The sequence below is a fragment of the Mycobacterium sp. Marseille-P9652 genome (assembly GCF_902652685.1).
Classification (GTDB): domain Bacteria; phylum Actinomycetota; class Actinomycetes; order Mycobacteriales; family Mycobacteriaceae; genus Mycobacterium.
This window is the reverse complement of sequence record NZ_CACRUY010000003.1, coordinates 38860-60466: the sequence shown is the minus strand read 5'-3', so window position 1 is coordinate 60466 and position 21607 is coordinate 38860. Positions and strand designations below refer to the sequence as shown.

General features: G+C 72.1%; 19 protein-coding genes. 13 read left to right on the top strand and 6 right to left on the bottom strand.

All coding sequences use genetic code 11. The features are described 5' to 3' along the window. Window positions 1–49 precede the first annotated feature (49 nt). The 5 genes from GPY60_RS02965 to GPY60_RS02950 all read left to right on the top strand — a co-directional run bounded on the left by GPY60_RS02965 (window position 50) and on the right by GPY60_RS02950 (window position 3920). The gene (locus GPY60_RS02965) at window positions 50–814 is read left to right on the top strand and encodes a DUF2127 domain-containing protein (protein ID WP_156686082.1); all 765 of its coding nucleotides are present in this window, start codon (window positions 50–52) and stop codon (window positions 812–814) included. A gap of 52 nt (window positions 815–866) precedes the next feature. Continuing rightward, window positions 867–1994, top strand: coding sequence for a PP2C family protein-serine/threonine phosphatase (locus tag GPY60_RS02960; RefSeq protein ID WP_156686081.1), 1128 nt, complete (start codon window positions 867–869; stop codon window positions 1992–1994). Window positions 1995–2128: 134 nt separating this feature from the next. Next, on the top strand, window positions 2129–2977 hold the full coding sequence (locus GPY60_RS02955; protein WP_156686080.1) for an SDR family oxidoreductase: 849 nt from the start codon (window positions 2129–2131) through the stop codon (window positions 2975–2977). Window positions 2978–3121: 144 nt separating this feature from the next. Further along, window positions 3122–3298: a hypothetical protein gene (locus tag GPY60_RS26515; protein ID WP_197283514.1), complete on the top strand. Its 177-nt coding sequence runs from the start codon at window positions 3122–3124 to the stop codon at window positions 3296–3298. Window positions 3299–3326: 28 nt separating this feature from the next. After that, window positions 3327–3920 (top strand): class I SAM-dependent methyltransferase, encoded by a 594-nt coding sequence (locus GPY60_RS02950; protein ID WP_156686079.1) that lies wholly within the window; start codon window positions 3327–3329, stop codon window positions 3918–3920. Between the two features lie 7 nt (window positions 3921–3927). Here GPY60_RS02950 and GPY60_RS02945 read toward each other — a convergent pair whose 3' ends face one another. Continuing rightward, entirely contained in the window at window positions 3928–4530 is a 603-nt protein-coding gene (locus GPY60_RS02945; protein ID WP_156686078.1) for a CGNR zinc finger domain-containing protein, read from the bottom strand. An 85-nt stretch (window positions 4531–4615) separates the two neighbouring features. On the opposite strand from GPY60_RS02945, the gene GPY60_RS02940 reads away from it, so the two are divergent. The 3 genes from GPY60_RS02940 to GPY60_RS02930 all read left to right on the top strand — a co-directional run bounded on the left by GPY60_RS02940 (window position 4616) and on the right by GPY60_RS02930 (window position 6652). Further along, window positions 4616–5308 carry an SDR family oxidoreductase gene (locus GPY60_RS02940; protein ID WP_156686077.1) on the top strand — a complete coding sequence of 231 codons (693 nt, stop codon included), beginning with the start codon at window positions 4616–4618 and terminating at the stop codon, window positions 5306–5308. Between the two features lie 64 nt (window positions 5309–5372). Next, window positions 5373–5834: an SRPBCC family protein gene (locus GPY60_RS02935; RefSeq protein WP_156686076.1), complete on the top strand. Its 462-nt coding sequence runs from the start codon at window positions 5373–5375 to the stop codon at window positions 5832–5834. Beyond that, entirely contained in the window at window positions 5831–6652 is an 822-nt protein-coding gene (locus tag GPY60_RS02930; protein WP_156686075.1) for an SDR family NAD(P)-dependent oxidoreductase, read from the top strand. The genes GPY60_RS02935 and GPY60_RS02930 overlap by 4 nt, the downstream gene beginning before the upstream one ends. A gap of 12 nt (window positions 6653–6664) precedes the next feature. On the opposite strand, the gene GPY60_RS02925 is transcribed toward GPY60_RS02930, so the two are convergent. The 3 genes from GPY60_RS02925 to GPY60_RS02915 form a co-directional block, all read right to left on the bottom strand. Beyond that, on the bottom strand, window positions 6665–7402 hold the full coding sequence (locus GPY60_RS02925) for a class I SAM-dependent methyltransferase (RefSeq protein ID WP_156686074.1): 738 nt from the start codon (window positions 7400–7402) through the stop codon (window positions 6665–6667). 79 nt (window positions 7403–7481) lie between these two features. Further along, window positions 7482–8867, bottom strand: coding sequence for an adenylate/guanylate cyclase domain-containing protein (locus GPY60_RS02920; protein ID WP_156686073.1), 1386 nt, complete (start codon window positions 8865–8867; stop codon window positions 7482–7484). A gap of 9 nt (window positions 8868–8876) precedes the next feature. Then, on the bottom strand, window positions 8877–9452 hold the full coding sequence (locus GPY60_RS02915; RefSeq protein ID WP_156686072.1) for a TetR/AcrR family transcriptional regulator: 576 nt from the start codon (window positions 9450–9452) through the stop codon (window positions 8877–8879). Between the two features lie 111 nt (window positions 9453–9563). Here GPY60_RS02915 and GPY60_RS02910 point away from each other — a divergent pair, with 111 nt between their 5' ends. The 3 genes from GPY60_RS02910 (at window position 9564) to GPY60_RS02900 (ending at window position 13062) form a co-directional block, all read left to right on the top strand. Beyond that, on the top strand, window positions 9564–10511 hold the full coding sequence (locus tag GPY60_RS02910; protein ID WP_156686071.1) for an oxygenase MpaB family protein: 948 nt from the start codon (window positions 9564–9566) through the stop codon (window positions 10509–10511). Between the two features lie 94 nt (window positions 10512–10605). Beyond that, window positions 10606–11700: an AMP-binding protein gene (locus GPY60_RS02905; protein WP_156686070.1), complete on the top strand. Its 1095-nt coding sequence runs from the start codon at window positions 10606–10608 to the stop codon at window positions 11698–11700. Continuing rightward, the gene (locus GPY60_RS02900) at window positions 11701–13062 is read left to right on the top strand and encodes an aldehyde dehydrogenase family protein (RefSeq protein WP_156686069.1); all 1362 of its coding nucleotides are present in this window, start codon (window positions 11701–11703) and stop codon (window positions 13060–13062) included. It abuts the gene before it with no gap. 94 nt (window positions 13063–13156) lie between these two features. Here GPY60_RS02900 and GPY60_RS02895 read toward each other — a convergent pair whose 3' ends face one another. Continuing rightward, the gene (locus tag GPY60_RS02895) at window positions 13157–13894 is read right to left on the bottom strand and encodes a cutinase family protein (RefSeq protein WP_156686068.1); all 738 of its coding nucleotides are present in this window, start codon (window positions 13892–13894) and stop codon (window positions 13157–13159) included. Between the two features lie 337 nt (window positions 13895–14231). Here GPY60_RS02895 and GPY60_RS02890 point away from each other — a divergent pair, with 337 nt between their 5' ends. Both GPY60_RS02890 and GPY60_RS02885 read left to right on the top strand, forming a co-directional pair. Next, a complete protein-coding gene (locus GPY60_RS02890) occupies window positions 14232–15092 on the top strand; it encodes an SDR family NAD(P)-dependent oxidoreductase (protein ID WP_370462641.1) in 861 nt (286 codons plus the stop codon). Next, window positions 15089–16666, top strand: a complete 1578-nt coding sequence (locus tag GPY60_RS02885) for an AMP-binding protein (RefSeq protein ID WP_156686066.1) — start codon at window positions 15089–15091, stop codon at window positions 16664–16666. Before GPY60_RS02890 ends, GPY60_RS02885 begins: the two co-directional genes overlap by 4 nt. On the opposite strand, the gene GPY60_RS02880 is transcribed toward GPY60_RS02885, so the two are convergent. Beyond that, window positions 16663–21501: a cation-translocating P-type ATPase gene (locus GPY60_RS02880; protein WP_156686065.1), complete on the bottom strand. Its 4839-nt coding sequence runs from the start codon at window positions 21499–21501 to the stop codon at window positions 16663–16665. The two genes, GPY60_RS02885 and GPY60_RS02880, sit on opposite strands and share 4 nt — an antisense overlap. Window positions 21502–21607: the final 106 nt, after the last annotated feature.

Sequence of the window (21607 nt, the reverse complement as noted above, 5' to 3'; positions counted from 1 at the left end):
GCGTGCCCTCGTGCGTTGCTCGCCGCCCGCACTGGAATGATCGGGGGGCATGCGCAACGAACGCGGCACCAACCGCTGGGAGCTGGTCACCTGCGGGACTCGGGGACACGTCACCTACGCGCCCGACGACACGGCCCTCGCCGAGAGGCTGAGCGGCCACACCGGGCTCGGGGAAGTGTGGCGCTGCCTGCGCTGCGGCGAGTTCACCCTCGGCAAACCGGCGCGCCACGGCCCCGCCGAAGACGCGCCGATGATCATGCGCGGCAAGGCTTTACGTCAGGCCATCATCATCCGCGCCCTCGCGGTGGAGCGGCTCTTCCGCGCGGTGATCATCGCGCTGGCCGCCTACGCCGTCTGGAAGTTCCGGGGCGCCCGGGGCGCGATCCAGGACACCCTGGACCGCGACCTGCCGGTGTTCCGCGCGGCCGGCTTCAAGGTCGACCAGATGACGATCGTGCACGAGCTGGAGAAGGCGCTGGCCGCCCGGCCGTCTACGCTGGCGCTGCTGACCGCGATGCTCGCCGGTTATGCCCTGATCGAGGTCATCGAGGCCGTCGGCCTGTGGCTGCTGAAGAGGTGGGGCGAGTACTTCGCCGTGATCGCCACGTCGGTCTTCCTGCCCCTCGAGATCCACGACCTCGCCAAGGGCATCACGATGACCCGGCTGGTGACGTTCGCCATCAACGTGGCCGCCGTGGTCTACCTGCTGTTCTCCAAGCGGCTGTTCGGCCTGCGGGGCGGGCGCAAAGCCTACGACGAAGAGCGGAAAGGCGAGCAGCTGCTCGACGTCGAACGGGCCGCCGCCGGGGCTTGACCGATCGCGAACCGCGACGCGCGACGGCGCGGAGGATGTCACAATCGCGCTTGTGCCCGAAAACGGTGATTTGCAATACGTTCGGCAGCGGTTCCGGCTGCTGTTCGACTGGGCGACCGACGGGATCTGGTTGGCGGACCAGAACGGCCGGTTCCTCGACGTGAATCCGGCCGCGTGCCGAATCCTGGGGTATTCCCGCGAAGAGCATCTGCGCCTGACCGTCGAAGACCTGGTCGGGTCGGCCGAGACCGGGGCGCGGCTGCAGGAGCTCAGAAGCACCCTGGCGCAGGGCGGTCGTGTCACCGACGTATGGGAACCCCGCACGGCCGACGGGCGCCATGTGGCTCTCGAGCTCAGTCACGCCTTCACTCCCGACGGGCTGTGGCAGGCCATCGGCCGCGATATCAGCGAGCGCCGAAGAGCGGAGGCCCGGCTGCGGGCGGAGTCTCAGCGCGACCGCGAGATCGTCGAGGTGCTGCAACGCCACCTCCTTCCGGAAGACCTCCCGGCCCAGGATCGGGTCAGCCTCGCCATGCGCTACGAGCCGGCCGTGGAGGCGCTGACCGTCGGCGGGGACTGGTACGACGTGGTTCGGCTGCGCGACGGGCGCATGTCGCTTCTGGTCGGTGACGTGGTCGGAAAGGGAATTGCCGCGGCGGCGGTCATGGGCCAGTTGCGCAGCGCTGCCCGTGCTCTGCTGCTCGACGGTCACGGCCCCGCCCAAACGCTCACCGCTCTCGACACTTTCGTCGCCACCGTGCCCGGGGGGCATTTCTCCACAGTGTTCTGCGGATGCGTGGACACGGTTGCGGGGACGGTCCGGTACAGCAGCGCCGGTCATCCCCCGCCCATCGTGGATGACGGCGGCGCCGCATACCGGCTGCTTGACGAAGCCCAGTCGGTTCCGCTGGGCGTCTCCGTGGAAGCCCGCCGCCCCGAGACGACGGCGCGACTGCCCGGGGGTTCGACCTGGTTGTTGTACACCGACGGGCTGGTGGAACGCCGCAGGCAATCGATTGATATCGGAATCAATTGCGCCGCAGATATCTTGGCCCAGACTCGCTACCTGACGCCGTCCGCCGTCGCCGATCGGCTGGTCGACGAACTTCTCGCCGGTGGCCACGATGACGACGTCGCGCTGCTCGTCTATCGCCAACCCGACCTGCCGGGCAACGTCTGAAGGACGCCCCGACTCCCGGCGCGGGCAGTCGAGACCGCCTCGCACGAGAATTCGAGTACTGGCACGGGGACCGCCCGGGCCCGTCACGCGCCGCGGGGCCGGGCATACTGCCCACGGCAGGAACGGAGACGCCAATGGGCACCTATGCGATCACCGGATCGGCTTCCGGGATGGGCCGCGAGACCGCGCTGCGGTTGCGGGGCGACGGACACACCGTGATCGGCGTCGACATCAAAGGCGCCGACATCCCCGCGGACCTGTCCACCCCCGCCGGCCGCCGGCACGCCGCCGACGGTGTCCTCGAGGCCTGCGGCGGCAGGCTCGACGGCGCCGTGCTGGCCGCCGGGCTGGGCCCCAGCCCCGGCCGGGACCGGCCGCGCCAGATCGCCCAGGTGAACTACCTCGGGGTCGTCGAATCGCTGGCCGCGTGGCGACCGGCGCTGGCCGCGGCCGGCGGCGCGAAGGTCGTGGTGGTCGCGAGCAATTCGGCGACGACGGTCCCGGCGGTGCCGCGCCGCACCATCAGGGCCCTGCTCGCCCACGACGCCGAGAAGGCGGTGCGATCGGTGCGGCTGATGGGGCCGGCCGCGCCGACGATGATGTACGCGGCCTCGAAGATCGCCGTCAGCCGGTGGGTGCGGCGGCATGCGGTGCTGCCGGAGTGGGCGGGGGCGGGCATCCGCCTGAACGCCCTCGCGCCGGGGGCCATCATGACGCCGTTGCTCGAAGAGCAACTGTCAAACCCGATGCAGGCCAAGGCGGTTCGCTCGTTCCCCGTCCCGGTCGGCGGGTTCGGCGAGGCGCAGCACATGGCCGCCTGGATGTGCTTCATGCTCTCGGAGTCGGCCGACTTCCTCTGTGGCAGCATCGTTTTCGTCGACGGCGGAACCGACGCGTATTTCCGCTCCGACGATTGGCCCAAACCCGTGCCGGTCCGCCGGCTACCCGGCTACCTGCGCAAGTTCCGCAACCGCGGAGTGTGACCCACGACGCACTCCGTCGGGGATGTGGGTGACGCAACAGCGCCGCTTCTTGTGGCGTTCACCCCGGCGGGGCGATGCTGTAATTCGACTAGCGTCAAATTCTAGAAAGTCGGCATACCGCCGGCCCAACGAAGGATCGATAGCGTGTCCACACTGCAGGCCCTGATCGGCCAGGGCCCTACGAACCTCGACGTCGTCACCCCGATCAAGGAGCGCGCGTGCCACGCGCTCTACGCCGTCCTCCGGAGCAGGCCGAAGGGTCTGCTCGGCCAGGGCGGCCCCGACGTCCGCCTGATGCCCAGGGGTGCCGAGCGCTGCTGACCGCGCCACCCGGCAGACTGAGCGGTCGGTGGACGAGTACTGGAACCACAACACCGCCTACCACGCCTGGCTGGTCGGCATCGCGGCGCGGCTCCGCGGCCGGGTCCTCGACGTGGGGTGCGGCGAGGGGTTGCTGGTGCAGCGACTGGCGGCCGTATCGACCGACGTCCTCGGCATCGATCCCGACCCCCAGTCCGTGCGGCGCGCGCGGCAGCGACTGCGGTCCGTCGGCAACGCCTCCGTCGAGCTGACCGGCTTCCCCGGCCCGGACGCCGCGCGGCGCCCGTACGACCTCATCACCTTCGTCGCCAGCCTGCACCACCTGCCGCTGCGCGAGACGTTGCTCGAGGCGCGCCGGATGCTCGCACCGGGAGGCGAGCTCGCGGTCGTCGGGCTCGCGGCGAACAAGAGCGTCGCCGACTGGGTCTGGTCGGGCCTGTGCACCCCGCCCGCGCGGGCGGGATCGTGGCTGCATGGGGAGACCCGCGACATCGGCGTGGCGGTGGCGCAGCCGCGCGAAAGCCTCGCCGAGATCCGCCGGGCGGCCGACGACCTGCTGCCCGGCTCCCGCATCAGGCGCGGGCTTTACTACCGCTACCGCCTGAAGTGGCGAAAACCGTGAACTGGCTTCAGGATTCGTTGGCGCGCTCGCGCTCGCGCCGACGGGCGCGCGAGGCACGCAGATTGGCGGCGTTGCCGCACGTCTTCACGTCGTGCCACACCCCGCTGTTGTTCTTCGAGCGGTCGTAGAACGTCGACGCGCACCGGTGGTTTCGGCACCGCTTGACCCGCCTCCAGGTCCCCGCGTGCTGGCTCAGCAGGATCTCGCCACACAGCGCCGAGGCCAGCCAACGCCACCCGGCGCCGGCGGGCTCCAGCCGCACCTCGCCGGTGTCGGACAGGGTCAGCGACGCCGCGACCGGCGCCACCGCAACGCCCGGCTGAGCGCTGTCCATATCGGGGGCCACCAACGAGCCGATCGTCGCGCGCAGCGCGCGGAGCCGGGCCAGGTCCGCCTCGGCCAGGACCGGGAGCTCGACGTGTCGGCCATGCAGGCGGGCCCACGTGCGCACCGCGCCCGCGACCCAGGCCGCGGCTCGGGCCGGATCGGCCAGCAGGTCCGGGCCGTAGCCCTCGATGCCCGAGGTGTTCAGGAAGTCCTGCACGAGTCCCAGGCCGCCGGGTGCCGAGTCCAAGCCGTAGCGCTGTGACGCAGGCCATGCATCTGACATAGTCAAAGAGTACTTGACTCTGTCACTAACCACAATTACCGTGACAGAATCTAAAAGCTTTCACCTACGTCATAAGGAGTGCATCATGGTCAACGTCAAGGGCGCGACGGTACTGGTGACCGGCGGGCAGCGTGGACTCGGGAAGGCAATCGTGGCCGAGCTGCTGGAGCGGGGAGCCGCGAAGGTGTACGCGACGGCACGGGCGCCGAAGCCCAGTGCGGACCCGCGCGTGGTCAGCGTCGAGCTGGACGTGACGGACCCCGATTCGGTGGCGGCGCTGGCCGTCACGGCGTCCGACGCCGAGATCGTCATCAACAACGCCGGCATCCTCGCCGCCCCGAACCTGCTCGCCAGCGACATCGACGAGGTGCGGGCCGTCTTCGAGACGAATGTCTTCGGCGCCCTGCGGGTGGCGCGGGCCTTCGCCCCGGTCCTCGCCGACAACGGTGGCGGAGCGCTGGTCGACATCCTGTCGATCCTGTCCTGGCTGCCCGGCTTCGGCGGTTACGGCGCGTCCAAGGCCGCCCTGTGGTCGATCACGAACTCGCTGCGCGTCGAGCTCGAGAAGCAGGGCACCCTGGTCGTCGGCGTACACCTGAGCTACACCGAGACCGACATGACCAACGGGTTCGACGTGGCCAAGAACGATCCGCGGGACGTGGCGCGCGCGGTGGTGGACGGCATCGAGCGCGGCGAGCCCGAGGTGCTGGCCGATGACGACACCCGTCAGGTCAAGGCGGCTCTGTCGGGTCCCGTCGAGACACTCGTCGTGGCTTAGGGGTGATGGCCGTACCCATTGCGGGTGGCAGGTCCGCACGGGCGCGACGTGTTTGGATAGCGGTATGCCCGACACCGACGAGGACCGCATCGTGAGCGCCACCCGGGTCATCTCGGCCAGCGCCGAACGCATCTTCGAGCTGATCGCCGACCCGGCGCGCCACCCGAGCTGGGACGGCAACGGCAACCTGGCCTCAGCCGCCCCGGGGCAGCGCGTCCGTGGCGTCGGAGACATTTTCACGACCAAGCTGACCAACGGCGCTGTGCGCGAGAACCACGTCGTGGAATTCATCGAGGGCAGCAAGATCGCCTGGCAGCCCGCGGATCCCAAGAAACTGCCGGCCGGTCACCTGTGGCGCTGGGAAGTAAGCCAGATCAACCCGACCCTCACCAGCGTCACCCATACCTACGACTGGACGGCGCTGACCGACAGCGCCCGGCTGGAGCGCGCCCGCGCGACGACGCCCGAGATGCTGCGTGCGTCGATGGATCGGCTGGCCACACTCGCGCAGGCGTCGGATCAGTGAGCCGATCGCACCCCGCTCTGCCCCCACCCGGCGGCGACAGCGCCGCCATCGTCACCGGCGCCTCGTCCGGCATCGGAGAGCAGCTCGCCGAAACACTCTCCCGGCGCGGCTATCCGGTGGTGCTGGTGGCCCGCAGCGCCGACCGACTGGACGCGCTCGCCGGGCGACTGGGACCCAACGCGCACCCGCTGCCGGCCGACCTGTCCGATCGGGCCGCCCGGGCGGCCCTGCCCGACAGGGTCGCGGCGCTCGGCCTCACGCCGGGCATCCTGGTCAACAACGCCGGGTTCTCGACGCTCGGTGTGGTCGCCGAATCCGTCCCCGAGCGCGAGCTCGACCTCGTCGAGGTCGACGTGGCCGCCGTGGTGGACCTCTGCAGCCGGTTCCTGCCCGGAATGGTCGACCGCCGCCGCGGCGCCATCCTCAACGTCGCCAGCGTCGCCGCCTTCGGTCCGCTGCCGGGGCAGGCCGCCTACGGCGCCGCCAAGGCGTTCGTGCTGTCCTACACGCACAGCCTGCGCGGGGAGTTGCGCGGCACCGGGGTCAGCGCGACCGCGCTGTGTCCCGGCCCGGTCGACACCGGGTTCGGCGAGGCGGCGGGGTTCTCCAAGGAGGACGCGGAAGCCGCGCTGCCCCGGCCGATGTGGGTGCCCGCCGAGGAGGTCGCGCGGGCCGGCATCGAGGGGCTCGCGGCCGGCAAGGCCGTCGTCGTCCCGGGTCGCGTCAACCGGGCGGCCGCGGCGATCTTCCGGGCCGCCCCGCCCGAGCTGATGTTGCCGATGCTGGCGCGCATCCACCCGGCCTTCAAAGGGCGCTGATCGGCTCCCGGCTCACGCCTTGGTGCCGCGCACCCACTGGATCGTGCCGAGATTCTTCACCCGCACGCGGGTGAACCCGTGGTCCCGCAGGATGTCGGCGATCTCGTCGTTGCCGAACACGTGCGCCCCCACGTTGGGCAGTTTCTGCCAGAACCGGGCCAGGGGCCCGGCGGTCGGCACCATGACGGCCAGCCGCCCGCCGCGACGGAGCACCCGGCCCATCTCGGCGAGGGCCGCCGTCGGGTGGGGGACCAGTTGCAACACGGCGGTCGAGACCACGGCGTCGACGCATCCGTCGCGCAGCGGAAGCCGTTGCGCGTCGGCCCGAATGAACCCGACCCGTGGCCCCGCCTCGTTGCGGACGGCGCGCTCGAGCATCGGCTCAGAGATGTCGACGCCGAGGGCGAGCCCGTCCGGGCCCGCGGCGCGCGCCAACGACGCGGTGATGTTGCCCGGGCCCGAACCGACGTCGAGCGCGATGCCGCCCGGCGGGATGCGGAGCCACTCGATCGGGAGTCGCCAGGCGTTGACCAGCCGGCGGGCCAGGGCCTGGGTGTTGTCGTAGAGCATCGACCCCACGGGGGACGCCCACGCCGCCTGGATCGGGCCGGTGTTCCTCGGCACGTCGTCGTCCGCGGGGTCGAGCAGGTCGAGATAACCCTTGCTCGCATCGATGTCGGTCGGCCGGTCGGCGAGTAGGTCGACCGCGCGGCGCAGCGCGGGGGGCAGCGAGATGCGGACGTCGGTCATGCGCACTCCTTCGAAGCAATCCCGAAGCGGGACAGCGCGTATCGAGACTTCGATCAGGCTACGCCGTTGCTCCCGCGAATTACCGCCTCGCCACGGCGTTTTCGCGCACCAACGCGCACAGGCGCCACCGGCCGGGCACACCCTTGAGCTCGGCCTCGCCGCGGTCGGTGAACTGGTGGCGTGATCCGGTGACGATGTCCCGCACGGTCGAGGAGACCAGCACTTCGCTGGGGCGGGCGAGGGCCGCCACGCGCGCCGCGATGTGCACGGCCATGCCGGCGACGTCCACTCTCGAGGCTTCGCGCACCTCCACCTCGCCGGCGTGGATGCCGACCCGCACCTCGATGCCGAGGACGCCGACCGCGTCGACGATGGCGTCGGAGCAGGCGATGGCCGCGCTCGGGCTGCTGAATGTCGCGACGAATCCGTCTCCGGCCGTGTTGACTTCGCGCCCGCCGAAGCGCTGCAGCTCGTGGCGCACGATGCGGTCGTGATTGTCGAGCAGGTCACGCCACCGATGGTCGCCGAGAGCCGCGGCGCGCTCGGTGGAGCCGACGATGTCGGTGAACACGATCGTGGTGAGCAGGCGCTCGGTGTAGGAGGCGGCCCGGACCCCGGTGACGAACTCCTCGATCTCGTCGAGCATCGGCGCCGTGTCGCCGACCCAGTACAGGGCGTCCTCGCCCGGCAGCTCGACCAGCCGCGAGCCGGCGATGCGCTCGGCGAGGTAGACGCCGTGGCCCAGCGGGCTGAACAGCGGGTTGTCGCGGTGCAGGATCAGGGTGGGCACCGTGATGCGGGCCAGGGTGTCGCGGACGTCGGCCTCGCGGATCTTCCTGATGAACGCGCGCGCCATGCTCGGCGACGCCGCGCGGTTGCCGGCGTGGTCCCACCACGCGCGGAAGGCCCCGTCGGTGGAGACAGACGGGGCGACGACTCCGAGGATGTCGAAGCCCCGCTCGACGGCGTCGGGCTCGATCCCGACCGTCGTGAACGGGTCCGACGCGGTCATGTCGCTGCCGATCGGGTAGTCGGGCCCGCGCAGGGTGCGCGCCGAGCCGTTGAAGATCACCAGGTTGGCCACGCGGTCGGGGAAGTCGGCCGCCAGGACGAGCCCGGCCAGCGAGGTGAACCCCGGGGCGAATACCGTCGCCCGCTCGGAGCCGACCGCGTCCATCACCGCGACGGCGTCCTGGGCCCACGACGTCGGCCCGATGGCGTCGAGCGAGGCGACCCGGGAGGACAGCCCGATGCCGCGCTGGTCGAAGCGGATCACCCGGCTGAAGGAGGCCAGCCGCCGGTGGAAGCGGTACATCGACGGCTCGGAGTCGACGCAGTCGATCGGGATGAGGGGACCCGGCAGGACGAGCAGGTCGGTCGGGCCCTCGCCGAAGACCTGATAGGCGATGTCGACTTCGCCGCAGCTGGCGTATCGGGTGCGCGGAACCGCAGAGGTCCCAGACATGGCTCCAGGCTAGCGGCCGATGATCGGAACGAGGTAGCGGGCCGCGTAGCGGCGGACGGCCGCCTGATCCGAAATGTCCAGACGGTCGGTGGGGAAGACGATGATGCCCAGCGCCACCCGCAGGAGGATGTCGGCGATGTCGGCGAGCTCGTCGTCGGGAACGTCGGCGCCGCAACGCCGCAGCGTGTGGGCGATGCCGTCGGCGAACTGGCGGATCGGGAAGACGTGCGAGCGGGAGAACAGGCCGAACAGCTCCGGCTCGCTGTCGACGATGCGCGAGTAGAGCGGCGAATCCTGGACCAGGCGCACCCCGAGCGCGAACGCCTCGACGACGGCCTCCTGCGGGTCGCACCCGGTCGTGGCCTGGTCGAGCGTGCTGAAGAAGAACTCGGCCTCGCGCCGCACCACCTTCTCGAAGAGGTCGTCCTTGGTCGGGAAGCGCCGGTACACGGTGCTGCGGCTGACCCCGGCGCGCGCGGCGACGTCCTCGATGTTGGCCCGGCGCACGCCGTAGGTCTCGAACACGGCCCGCGCCGTGTCGAGGATCTTCTCGTCCAGGTTGCCGTCTGGGCTGTGGTTCGGCACGAATCACGACCCCCTCGGCACTCTCGGCGCACCGCTGCTATGGTGACACAAAGATACGGTTTTGTTTCTCTGCGCCACAATAGGCCTTTTGGGCGGGTATGGGGGCACGCAATGACGACGCAGCCGGACTTCGACACCGGGGTCCGCGAGGCCGTGCCCATGCCCGTGGAGGAACCGGCCGACGCCGCCGGCCCGCGCCTGGGGCCGGAGTCGCTGATCTGGAAGTTTTACGGGGACAACCGCACTCAGTTCTTCGGGTTCCAGCGCACCGCCGGCGTCGAGAACTGCATCGAGCAACTGGCCCAGGGCGTGTTCGACCACTCGGTGATCTTCAGCGACATGCTGGGCCGGGCCAGGCGGACCGCGCCGCCCCTGATGAAGACGGTCTACTCCGACGACCCGCACACGTGGGGGCGCAAGGTCCGCGACTTTCACAAGCCCATCAAGGGCACCATCAGCGACGGCTCCCGCTATCACGCGCTGAACCCCGAGCTGTTCTACTGGGCGCACGCCACGTTCGTCGACCAGGTCATCTACACCGCCGACACGTTCATCCGCAGGCTCTCCGATGCCGAGAAGCGGCAGATCTTCGAGGAGGGCAAGGTCTGGTACTCCCTCTACGGGGTCAGCGACCGCGGGCAGCCGCAGACGTACGACGACTTCGTCGCCTACTGGGACGCGATGCTCGACCGGTTCGTCCCGCACAAGACCGTGCTGTACGGCACCGGCTACATCCGCAAGGGGATACCGGGTCCGCGCTGGATTCCCAGGCCCGTATGGCGGGTGCTGTCCGCACCGCTGAACGCCTACACCCGGCTGGTGCTCGTCGGCACCCTGCCCCCGCAGATGCGCGAGGTGTGCCGACTGCAGTGGGATGCCAAGAAGGAGAGGCGCTTTCGGCGGTTCGCCGCCGTCGTGCGGGCCCTGAACCCGGTGGTCAACCGGATGCCGCTCTGGTTCGTGTACACACCCTGGGCGGCGGCCGCCTGGCGTCGCACCGGCGTCGATCCGCGCCGGCTGCACAATGTCCCCCGACGCGCCGTGGAGACCGTCGGCTGAACGGCGCGTGGACGGCCGCGAAACTCATTGTGAAATAAGCACATCGGGCGGGCCGCGCTTGGCCGGTCGGTGCGAATGAGACAGGATCGACGGCGTGGCCGATATCGATTTCTCGCTGTTGGACGTCCCGCGATCGGCGCCCGTGGCGGACGCCGAGGCCTACCTGCGCGCCGCGATCGCCTGGCACTTCGGACCGGACACCGGATCGGCCTTCTGGCTGCGCGCCGCACGGACGCTCGACTTCGATCCGCTGACCGACGTCAGCACGTTCGCCGACCTCCGCCTGTTCCCCAACCTCGTCAACGAACTGCGCGACGCGCCGGCCGAGGACCTCATCCCCTGCGGGTACGGCACCCCACCGCCCGCCCCGCAGATCTTCGAATCCGGCGGCACCACGGGCGCGCCCAAGCGAACCGTCCAGATGCCCGACTGGATCGCGCAGGTGATCGAGTGGCAGACCGAGGACTTCGCGACCGGCGGGTTCGTTCCCGCGCGCGGGTTCCTGTGCGTCATGCCCAGCGGCCCGCACGGCGTCGGCTACTTCTCCCGCCGCGTCGCCGAGCGGCTCGGCGCGACCTTCCACACCGTCGACGTCGACCCCCGCTGGGTGAAGAAGCTCGCCGCCCGCAACGCGGCCGCGGAGATGTCCGCCTACGTCGCTCACGTCGTCGAGCAGGCCGTTTATGTCCTGCGCACGCAGGACATCGTCAACCTGCACACGACGCCCCCGCTGATCGAGGCCTTCGCCCGCGACGACGCGATCGTGGACCTGCTGAACGACAAGGTCCGCTACGTGCTGCTGAGCGGCGCCCACGTGGACGCCGACACCCTGGACCTGCTGCGCGACATCTTCCCCGCCACCACGATCACGATGGCGTTCGGCAGCACGATGGTGCTGTCGCAGGCCGTCACCCGGGTCGGCGACGACGGTGCGTTCGTCTTCCACCCGCGCACGCCCTACGTGGTGTTCTGGGTGATCGACCCCGACACGGGCGAACGGGTGCCCTACGGGGAGCGGGGGCAGGTGGTGATGAACCACATCAGCAGGGGGATGTTCGTCCCCAACAACCTCGAGCGCGATCTGGCCACCCGAATGCCCTGCGACACGGGCGAATTCAGCGACTCCGTCAGCGAGGTGCGGCCCGTGACCACGTTCGAGGGGGAGGCCGTCATCGAAGGGGTGTACTGAATGCTGCTCGATGCCCTCGGCGTTGGCGGCGAGTACCGCACCCGCAACCGCGAAGTCCTTCACGACACCGCAGGTGCCCGGGCCGCCGAGATCAGCCTGGTTCCGCCGCTTTATGTTTCGCGCGCGATCACCGCGCAGCGCAAGGCGGCCCCGCCGCCGTTTCCCGTGCGGGAGAAGGCCCTGGCGGCGGCTGCCGAGATCTTCGCCACCGGCGTGGTCGCCGGGCTGGACTTCGACGGCTACGTCGCGCTCACCAGCCGGATCTCAGGGCTTCCGGTCGCCGTGACGCGGGCGGGGGCAACCGGGGTGGCCGACGCCGTCCGTGACGCCTTCACCGCGGTGCGGGCGGCACGCCCGGCCGGCGCCGCGTTCGACCGGCGCGACGATGTAACCCGCGAGGGTGCCGCGGTGTGGGCCCGGCGCGGGGAGGTGTTCGCCGTGCACGCGGCGGGCAACGGCCCAGGCGTGCACGGCCTGTGGCCGCAGGCGCTGGCGCTGGGCTACCGCGTCGCTGTGCGCCCGTCGCGCCGCGAGCCCCTGACCGCGCACCGGCTGGTGCACGCCCTGCGCGAAGCGGGTTTCGGACCCGCGGACGCGGTCTACCTGCCCACCGCGCACGACGGGGCCGACGAGATCATCCGGTCGGCCGACCTCGCGATGGTCTACGGCGGCCAGGACGTGGTGGACAAGTACGCCGGCGATCCGGCCGTGATCGTCAACGGGCCCGGGCGCAGCAAGATCTGCATCACCGCCGACCGCGACTGGCGCGACTACGTCGACCTCGTCGTCGACTCCGTCGCCAACCTCGGCGGGGTGGCATGCGTCAACACCACCGCCGTGCTGTACGAGGGCGACGCCGCGCCGTTGGCCCGGGCGATCGCCGACAAACTGGCGGCCATCCCGCCACTCCCGACCGACGACGAGCGGGCCGTCCTGCCCACCCAGCCGCTCGAGAAGGCGAAGGCGCTGGCGGGCCACCTCGCGGCCAGGGCCGCGGGCGCGACCGCGCTGCTCGGCGCCGACCAGGTGGTCGCGGACCTCGGTGACGGCCGCGCCGCGCTGCGCCCCGCCGTGCACCTACTGGCAGACCCCGATCCGGACAGGCTCAACACCGAGCTGCCGTTTCCGTGCGTGTGGGTGTCGTCATGGTCGCGCGCCGCGGGCCTTGCGCCACTGCGGCATTCGCTCGTCGTCACCGCGATCACCGGGGACGACGACCTGATCGACGGCCTGCTCGCCGAACCGACCGTCGGCAACGTCTACCGCGGCCGCCACCCGACCTACTACGCGGCGCCGCGGATCCCACACGACGGGTTCCTGGCCGACGCCCTGATGCGCAACAAGGGCTTCATCGGGGACTGACGCCGCCGTCGTCCGTCCGAAGGGAAGGTCCCCACACGCGACATGTGGGGACCTCCAAGCCGCGCGGCGCCCTTGCCGCACGTGCCTCAGCGGATCACTCGCCGAAGCCTGGCGCGCCGACCGTCGTGGCACCGCCCGTGCCGAGGCGGCTGGCTGCGAAGGCGACGCCCTTGTCGATCATCGTTCCGTCGGAGGCGTAGGTGTCGTGCGCGGCGAAGTTCATCCCGTCGGAACACACCGGGTCTTCCGGTGCGCAGACCTTGATGGTCTTGGCTTGGTAAAGCGGCCCGATCGCGAGGGGCGGCTCGCCGAGGAAGTTCATCGCCCGGACGTTGGGCGTCCCGAACAGCACCACCGACGAAACATGGTCGGCGACGGCGGGGTCCAGCGGCTTCGGCACGGTGGCCGGGTCCACCCCGTCGGGGACGGTGGCCGACGTGACGAAGCCGACGACAGCCGCGCCCTGGGAGTAGCCCCCGAGCACCATCTTGGTGTTGGGGCAGTCGTGCGCCATCGACACGACGTGGGCGCCCGCATCGCGGATGCCGTCGAGGCCGGTGTCCCACTCGTTGCTGGCGGGGTAGTTCACCGGGTACACGTCCAACGAGCGACCGCCGACGCGCGAACGTAGGCCATCCACGAACGCCTGCCCGGTCGGGCCGACGCCGGGAGCCTCGCCGGTGCCGCGTGCGAACACCACCTGGACGTCGGGACACGGTTGGGCCTGTGCGGAGGGGAGGGCGGACGTGGCGGGGGCGACGACGGACCCGCCAAGGGCCGTCGCGGCCACCGCCGCGGGGACGAGGGACTTTAGGGCATGACGTGCGATCATGGCGCAAAAGTGCCCAACCGGCCCGCCGCTTAAACCACCAAATTAGTTAAATTTTTTAAGCGGCCGTAAATTCCGCCGCACTGCGCTCGGCTCGGCCCGGTCCGGGGGTTCGACCGCCGGATTCGCGTGTGCCAGATGCGGTCTCGGGCGCGGGAGCCAAACCCCCGAAGGTCGACGGCCTTAAGGGCGGGTCGCGGCTCGGGCCGGGATGGCGGTGTGGTCTGCTAGTTCTATTGAGTGCGAGGTAGGGGTCAAGCCACGGCCTTCCCGTCAGAGGGGTCTCGACACGCGAGCGGATGCGGCGAAGTTGGACGTTTTAGCGCAGTTCCTCACCAGGGTGACCGACCGATTGGCCAACCCGGCAAGGGTTTCGGACCCCGAGAGGTTGCGTGCCGCCGTCGCGGGCAGCGTCGCCCTGGTCACCGGCGCCTCCTATGGCATAGGCGAGGCGACCGCCCGGCGGCTGGCCGCCGGGGGGGCGACGGTGCTGCTGGTGGCGCGGTCGGCGGACCGGCTCGACGACCTCGCCGCTTCGATCAACGCGGGCGGCGGTCGGGCGGAGGCGTATCCGACCGACCTCACCGACGAAGCCGCCATCGCCGACCTGACCAAGCGGATCACCGACACCCATGGCGCGGTCGACATCGTCGTCAGCAATGCGGGCAAGTCGTTGCGCCGCTCGCTGCACCACCAATACGACCGGCCGCACGACTTCGAGCGCACCATCGCCGTCAACTACCTCGGGCCGATCTGGCTGCTGCTCGGCCTGCTGCCGGCCATGCGGGAGCGCGGCAGCGGGCACATCGTCAACGTCTCGAGCGTCGGCGCTCGGCTCGTGCCCGGGCCCCAGTGGGGGGCCTATCAGGCGTCGAAGGCCGCCTTCGATCGCTGGCTGCGCAGCGTCGCACCCGAACTGCACGCCGACGGCGTGCACGTCACCTCCGTGTACTTCGCGCTCGTCCGCACCCGGATGATCGAACCCACACCGCTGCTCGGCCGGCTTCCGGGCATGACCCCCGACGAAGCGGCCGACGCGATCGCCAAGGCGATCATCGAACGGCCCCGCACCAACGAGCCGCCCTGGGTGTGGCCCGCCGAGATCGCCTCGGTGCTGCTGGCCGGGCCCGCCGACGTCGCGGCCCGGCTGTGGTACCGCCGGTTCTTCGCCGAGTCGCAGTCCCGGGAGGTGACGGCATGACGGGCGAGGGCGTGGTCGCCACCGCGGCGCGGGCGCTCGTGCGCTCGGGCCTGCTGGGCCCGCTGCCGCCGGGCGCGGTGTTCCGGCTGCTGCGCGAGGCACGCCGGGGCGGCACCAACCCCTACACCCTGCTGGCCGTCACGGCGGCCCGGTGGCCGGGCCGGGCCGCGATCGTGGACGACGACGGCGTCCTCACGTACCGCGAGCTGCGCGAGGAGACCGAGTCCCTCGGCCGTGAGCTCTCCCACGCCCGCATCGGGCCCGGCCAGGCGGTGGGCGTCATGTGCCGCAACGGGCGCGGCTTCATCGAGGGCGTCTTTGCCGCCGCGCTGGTGGGCGCCGACGTCGTGCTGGTCAACACCGACTTCCGCACCGACGCGCTGGCATCCGCGCTGAGCTCGCACGGGATCACCGCCGTCGTCGCCGACGAGGAGTTCTCGGACCGAGTGCGGGCCGCGGATGAGTCGGTGCTCGTCGTCGACCCCGCGACGGTGACCGCCTACGAGGCCGGGCCGCGACCGAAGGTGGCCCGGCCGGGCCGGATCATCCTGCTCACGTCGGGCACCACCGGCAAGCCCAAGGGCGTTCCGCGCAAGCCGCAGCTGCGGTCGGCGGTCGGCGTCTGGGTGACGATCCTCGACCGCACCGGCCTGCACACCGGCTCGCGGATCTCGGTGGCGATGCCGATGTTTCACGGACTCGGCCTCGGCATGCTCATGATGACGATCGCCCTCGGCGGCACCGTGCTCACCCAGCGGCACTTCGAGGCCGAGGCGGCGCTGGCGCAAGCCTCGCTGCATCGCGCCGACGCCTTCACCGCGGTGCCGGTCGTGCTGGCGCGCATCCTCGACCTGCCACGACGCGTCCGCGCCAGGAACCCGGTGCCGTATCTGCGGGTGGTGCTGTCCAGCGGCGACCGGCTGGACCCCGGGCTCGGCCAGCGATTCATGGACGCCTACGGCGAGATCCTCTACAACGGCTACGGCTCCACCGAGGTGGGCATCGGGGCGCTGGCGACCCCCGCCGACCTGCGCGACGCCCCGGAGACCGTCGGCAAGCCGGTCGCCGGCTGCCCGGTGCGCATCTTCGACAAGAAGGGCCGCCCCGTGGGATCGCGCGTCACCGGCCGCATCTTCGTCGGCGGCGAGCTGGCCGGCGAGGGCTACACGGGCGGCTCGGGAGTGGCGGAGGCCAAGGCCGTCGTGGACGGCATGACCAGCACCGGGGACATGGGCTACCTCGACAACGAGGGCCGGCTGTACATCGTCGGCCGCGAGGACGACATGATCATCTCCGGCGGCGAGAACGTCTACCCCCGCGCGGTGGAGAACGCGCTCGCCGAACATCCGAGCGTCGCCGACAACGCGGTCATCGGCGTCCCCGACGAGCGGTTCGGGCACCGGCTGGCCGCGTTCGTCGTGCTGCAGCCCGGTGCCGACGTCGACGCGCACGCCCTCCGGGATTACCTGAAGGACAGGGTTTCTCGCTTCGAGCAGCCCCGCGACATCAACATCGTGGACGTGATCCCGCGCAATCCCGCAGGCAAGGTCGTCCGCAGGGAGTTGAGCGGCTAGCGGCTTCGGTCCCCTTCGGCAGGCTCCAGCGCCGCGACCCTGCTGGCCAGCCAATTGGGCGCCAGCACCGAGACGGCGGTGGCACCCGCGGTGGCGCCGATGACACCGGTCCAGGCCACCGGACCCAGCGGGGTGCAGCCGAAGAAGTGGCTGACGCCCGGCGTCTGGACGATCGCGACGAGCACGCCCGCGCTGCCCAGCGCCGTGCCAAGCACCAGCGGGCTGTGCCGTCGCGTCAGCAGCGTCTGCGCCAGCTGGGTGGTGACCAGGGCCGTCAATCCCATTGTGCTGGTGCGACGTTCGGTGCCCGGCGTCCAGCGACCGATGGCCCAGGCCGCCGTCGCGCCGGCGGCTGTTACCGCGCCGCGGGTGACGATCTGGCGCATCAGCGGCGCGTCGAGGGACGGCGCCGGTCCGCCCAGCGTCGCCATCTGGAAGGCGCGCTCCAACTCTTCGGCGTCGCGGTCGGCGCCGTCACCGTCCTCGTCGGGCCGCTGGTACTGCGGCGTGACCGCGACCGCGAGCGCGGGGAACATGTCGGTGAGGAGGTTCACCAGCAGGAGCTGCCGGGTACCCACCGGCGCCCGGCCGGTGCCCAGGGCGGTCCCGATGATCGTGAACAGCACCTCGCCGACGTTGCCGCCCACCAGGATTCCGACGGCGTCGCGGACGCCGCCCCACATCCCGCGGCCCTCGACCAGCGCGTCGAGCAGTACGCCCAAATCGTCCTCGGTGAGCACGATGTCGGCGGCTCCCCGGGCGGCCGACGAGCCGCGCCCGCTCACCCCGATGCCCACGTCGGCCATCCGGATCGCGGCGGCGTCGTTGGCCCCGTCGCCGACCATCGCGGTCACCTGGCCGCAGGCCTGCAGCGCCGAGACGATCTGCACCTTCTGCTCGGGGCTGACGCGCGAGAACACCTGCACGCGGGCAGCGACCTTGGCGCGTTCGTCCTCGTCCAGGGCGGTGAGCTCGGCGCCGGTGATCTCCCGCGCGTCGGCGGGCAGGCCGAGCTGACGGGCGATGGCCCGCGCGGTCACGGGGTGGTCGCCGGTGATCAGGACGACCCGGCGGCCGGCCTCGACGAGCGCCTCGATGAGGGGTCGCGCCGACGCGCGGGCGGTGTCGGCCAGGCCGACGTAGCCGATCAGGTCGAGGTCGTGGGCGGCGGCGTCGACGGCGTCGGTGTCGGTGTCCTCCTCGCTGGTCCCGTGCTCCCAGCGGCGCTGCGCCACCGCCAGCACACGCAGGCCCTGCTCCGCCAGCCGCAGCACGAGGGCCTCGGACTCGGCGTTGTGGTCGGCGTCCGAATCGTCGAACCGGCAGCGCGGCAGGATCTCCTCGGGGGCGCCCTTCACCACCAGCATCGGTCCGCCGTCGGCCGCGAGGACGCCGACCGACGCGGAATACCCGCGGCTGGACTCGAACGGCACCTCGGCGAGCACGGTCCAATTCGAAAGAGCTTGTTTGTCAAGGGAACTGGCGCCCGTGAGGATCGCCTCGTCGGTGGCGTGGGCGTGCCCGCCTCCGTTGTGCGGCTGGGTGCTGCTGCGGGCCGCGGCCATCAGCACCTCGGCGGCCCGCGGGTCGGTCAGGTCGGGGAAGGGCCCCTCGGGCGGGGTCCCGTACGGCACGCTGCGCACCACGCGCAGCCGGTTCTCGGTGAGCGTGCCGGTCTTGTCGAAGCACACCGTCTCGACGCGGCCCAGGGCCTCGACCGCGCGGGGCGTGCGGACCAGCGCCCCGCGCTGGGACAGGCGCTGCGCGGCGGCCAGCTGCGCCAGCGTGGCCACCAGCGGCAGGCCCTCGGGAACGGCGGCGACTGCGATGGCGACGCCGTCGGACACCGCCTGACGCAGCGGCGCCCGGCGTGCGAGCGCCAGGCCGGCGACGGTCGCGCCGCCGGCGAGGGTCAGCGGCAGCACCTTGCTGGTCAGCTCGCGCAGCCGGGCCTGCACGCCGGCGGCCGACTCGACGTCGGCGATCGCCGACATCGCCCGGTGCGCCTGGGTGCCCGCACCGGTGGCCACCACGATGGCGCGGGCGTGCCCGGCGACGATCGTGCTGCCCTCGAACAGCATGCTGGCCCGGTCGCTGTCGGCGACGGCGACCGGATCGACCTGCTTGTCCACCGGCAGCGACTCGCCGGTGAGCAGGGACTCGTCGACCTCGAGGTCCTCGGCCACCAGCAGACGGGCGTCCGCGGGCACCACCTCCGGGGCGGCCAGGTCGATGATGTCCCCGGGGCGCAGCGATTTCGCGCTGACCGTGACGGTCCGCTCGGCGGTGCGGCCGGCGTCCAAGCGGCGGCGGGCCGTCGCGACCGTGGGGAGGACGACCCGGCGGGCGAGCTGGTCCTGCTCGGCGAACAGCTCGGCGATCGCGGCCTCGGCCCGCAGCCGCTGCACCCCGCCGGCCAGCGCGTTGGCGGTCATCACGCCCGCGACCAGCACCGCGTCCACCGTGCTGCCGGTGATCGCCGACGCCGCCGCCCCCACGGCGAGGATGGGCGTCAGGGGGTCGGCCAGCTCGGCCCGCGTCGCGGCGAGCAGGCGACCCAGGCGGCTCGCCGGGCCCCGCAGCGGCGCCACGACCGGGTTGTAGGACAGGTCGTCAAGGAGCTGCCGCCACGGCGCCGTGCCGGCCTCGACGGTCAGGGGCCGCGTGCGGCTGGCCAGCCGCGAGTAGACGATCTCCGGGTCCAGGGCGTGCCACGCGGTGAGCGGCTGCGGCGTGGGGTCGGCCTGGCGCAGCACCCGCGTGGCCGCGAAGCTGCCCTGCATCAGCGCGGCGGCCGCGGCGGCGTTCACGGGGTTGAGCCAGCGCTGCACCGCGAAGGGGCTGGCGGTGCGCGGGTCGCCGGTGACCAGCAGCAACCCGGCCAGGGTGCTGCCGCCCTTGGCCAGCCGCACCGCGGACTCCGTGGCCTCCCGGGCCACCGGCAGCGCGGACAGGATCCGCACCGCGGCGGCCAGATCGGTGCCGGTGATGATGTCCGCGGTCCACGGCGTCGCCGCCTGCGGGTCGTCGAGCGCCACCCCGACGTCGGCGATGGCGAGCGCGGCCAGGGTGTCGGTGGACGCGAAGTCGCGGTGCAGCGCGGTGATCAGCAGCACCGGCCCGCGGTCGGTCCGCAGGTCGCGCACCAGCGTCAGCAGCGGCGTGCCGGCCGGGTGGCTCACGGCGACGCTGGCCGTGAGGTCCTGGGTGCCGGCGACGTGCCGCAACACCACCCGCGCGCCGGTGCGGTGCGCGGTCTGCAGCAGCGGGATCGCGAACGGGTCGACCTCCCAGCCCACGTCGACGCTGCCCACGCGTTCCCCGTCGACGATGAGGTCGGCGTGTTCGAGGCCCTGCGCGGGCGCCGCCGACGGCCCCTGCGCACGGATCCAGCGCAGGCGCGCGCCGGTCGCCGGCAGCTCGTCGGGGTCGGGCTCGGGGGCCTCCTCGCCGTGCAGCAGCGCGTCGGCGACCTCGTAGACCCGGTCCTCGTCCCAGCCGGGTACCTCCCCGCGGGCCTGCAGGACGGCGCGGTTGTCGCCGCGCAACGCCGCCCCGTCGATGACGATCACCTTCACCCGATCGAGGCGGCGCAGGGCGCCCGGGTCGAGGATCAGCTGCCCGGCGTTGGCAAGCCCGCGGCCCAGGACCGCGGCGAAGGACTGCCGGCCCACGTGGGCCGCGCGGGGGACGCCCGCCAGCAGGGCGCCGGCCGCGTCCTCGGTGCCGCCGCCTGCCAGCAGCGCGCCCGCCGCCGCGACCAGCGAGGCGTTCGCGGCCTGGTCGGTGTATTCCTCCACCGGGCCGGCCATCGACCCCTTGGCGGTGTCGATGGCGGCGTCGATCGCCCCGCCGACCACCACGTGGGACACTTCGCCGGCGGCCGCGGCGGCCCAATTGTGGCGCGGCGCATGAGATTTGGGCCCGGCCGACGAGATGACGGGTACCACCGGGGCCTGCGGCCGTTTCGGGCTGGCCAGCTCGGGCTCGCGCTCCCGCCAGCGTTGCCGGTGGGCGGCCGCCTCGGAGACCTGGAGGCTGCGCTGCGCCAGGTCGAGCAGGGGGGTGCCGACCGCCTGGGTCAGCCCGTTGGCGACCGCCGTCGATGCGCTGAGCGCGATGTCGGTGCCGACCCGGCCGAGGCGCGATTCCAGCACGGCCACCACCCGCGGCTGGTGGTTCAGCAGGGCCGCGGCCGCGCGGGCGCTTCGCGGCGCGACGGGCAATCGGCCCAGCCAGCCGGTCACCGCGGCGCCGATGGCGGCGGCGTCCATGGCGGCGGCGCTCAGCGGGACGAGGATCGCCAGCGGGTTGCCGGGGTCGGCGAACGGCGCCGACCGCGTGGTCGACTTCGGCACCACGAGCGTGAGGTCGGCGGCGACGCGGCAGACCGTGTCCCGCACCTCGTCGAGCACTGCGTCCTCGTCGGCGTCGCCGTCGAATTCGACCACGAGCCGGCCGAGCGCGCCCTCGACGTGGGCGCTGGCGATTCCGGGGATGCGCCGCACCGGCTCCTCCAGCGCGGGCGCGTGCTCGACCCAGCCGGGGAACGGCAGCAGCGGGTCGAGGTCGAGGTGCACGCGCCGGCCGCTCTGCCAGCGCACCGGCGGTGTCACCCCGCCCGCCGGGCGGGCGGCCGCACCGCCGATCCCGATCGCCCGGCCCGTCGTGCTGGCCATCGACTGCACCACCGGTCCGGCCAGTTCCGCCACCGGGCTGGTCAACTCCTGCACGGCGCCCGCCGCCCCGGCCGCGGTGGACACGCCGGCCCGCACCAGCAGTGCGGCCCCGCCGGCCACGCCGGCGACCACGCTCGTCACGCCGGGGATCTTCACTCGCCTCACCCTTCGCTTGCGCCTGCGTCGAGATTGTTCCCATGATCCCGGCGCGTGGGGGAGCCGTCCACGGATGCTCCGGGCGGTAGGCCGCTACGGCGGGTCG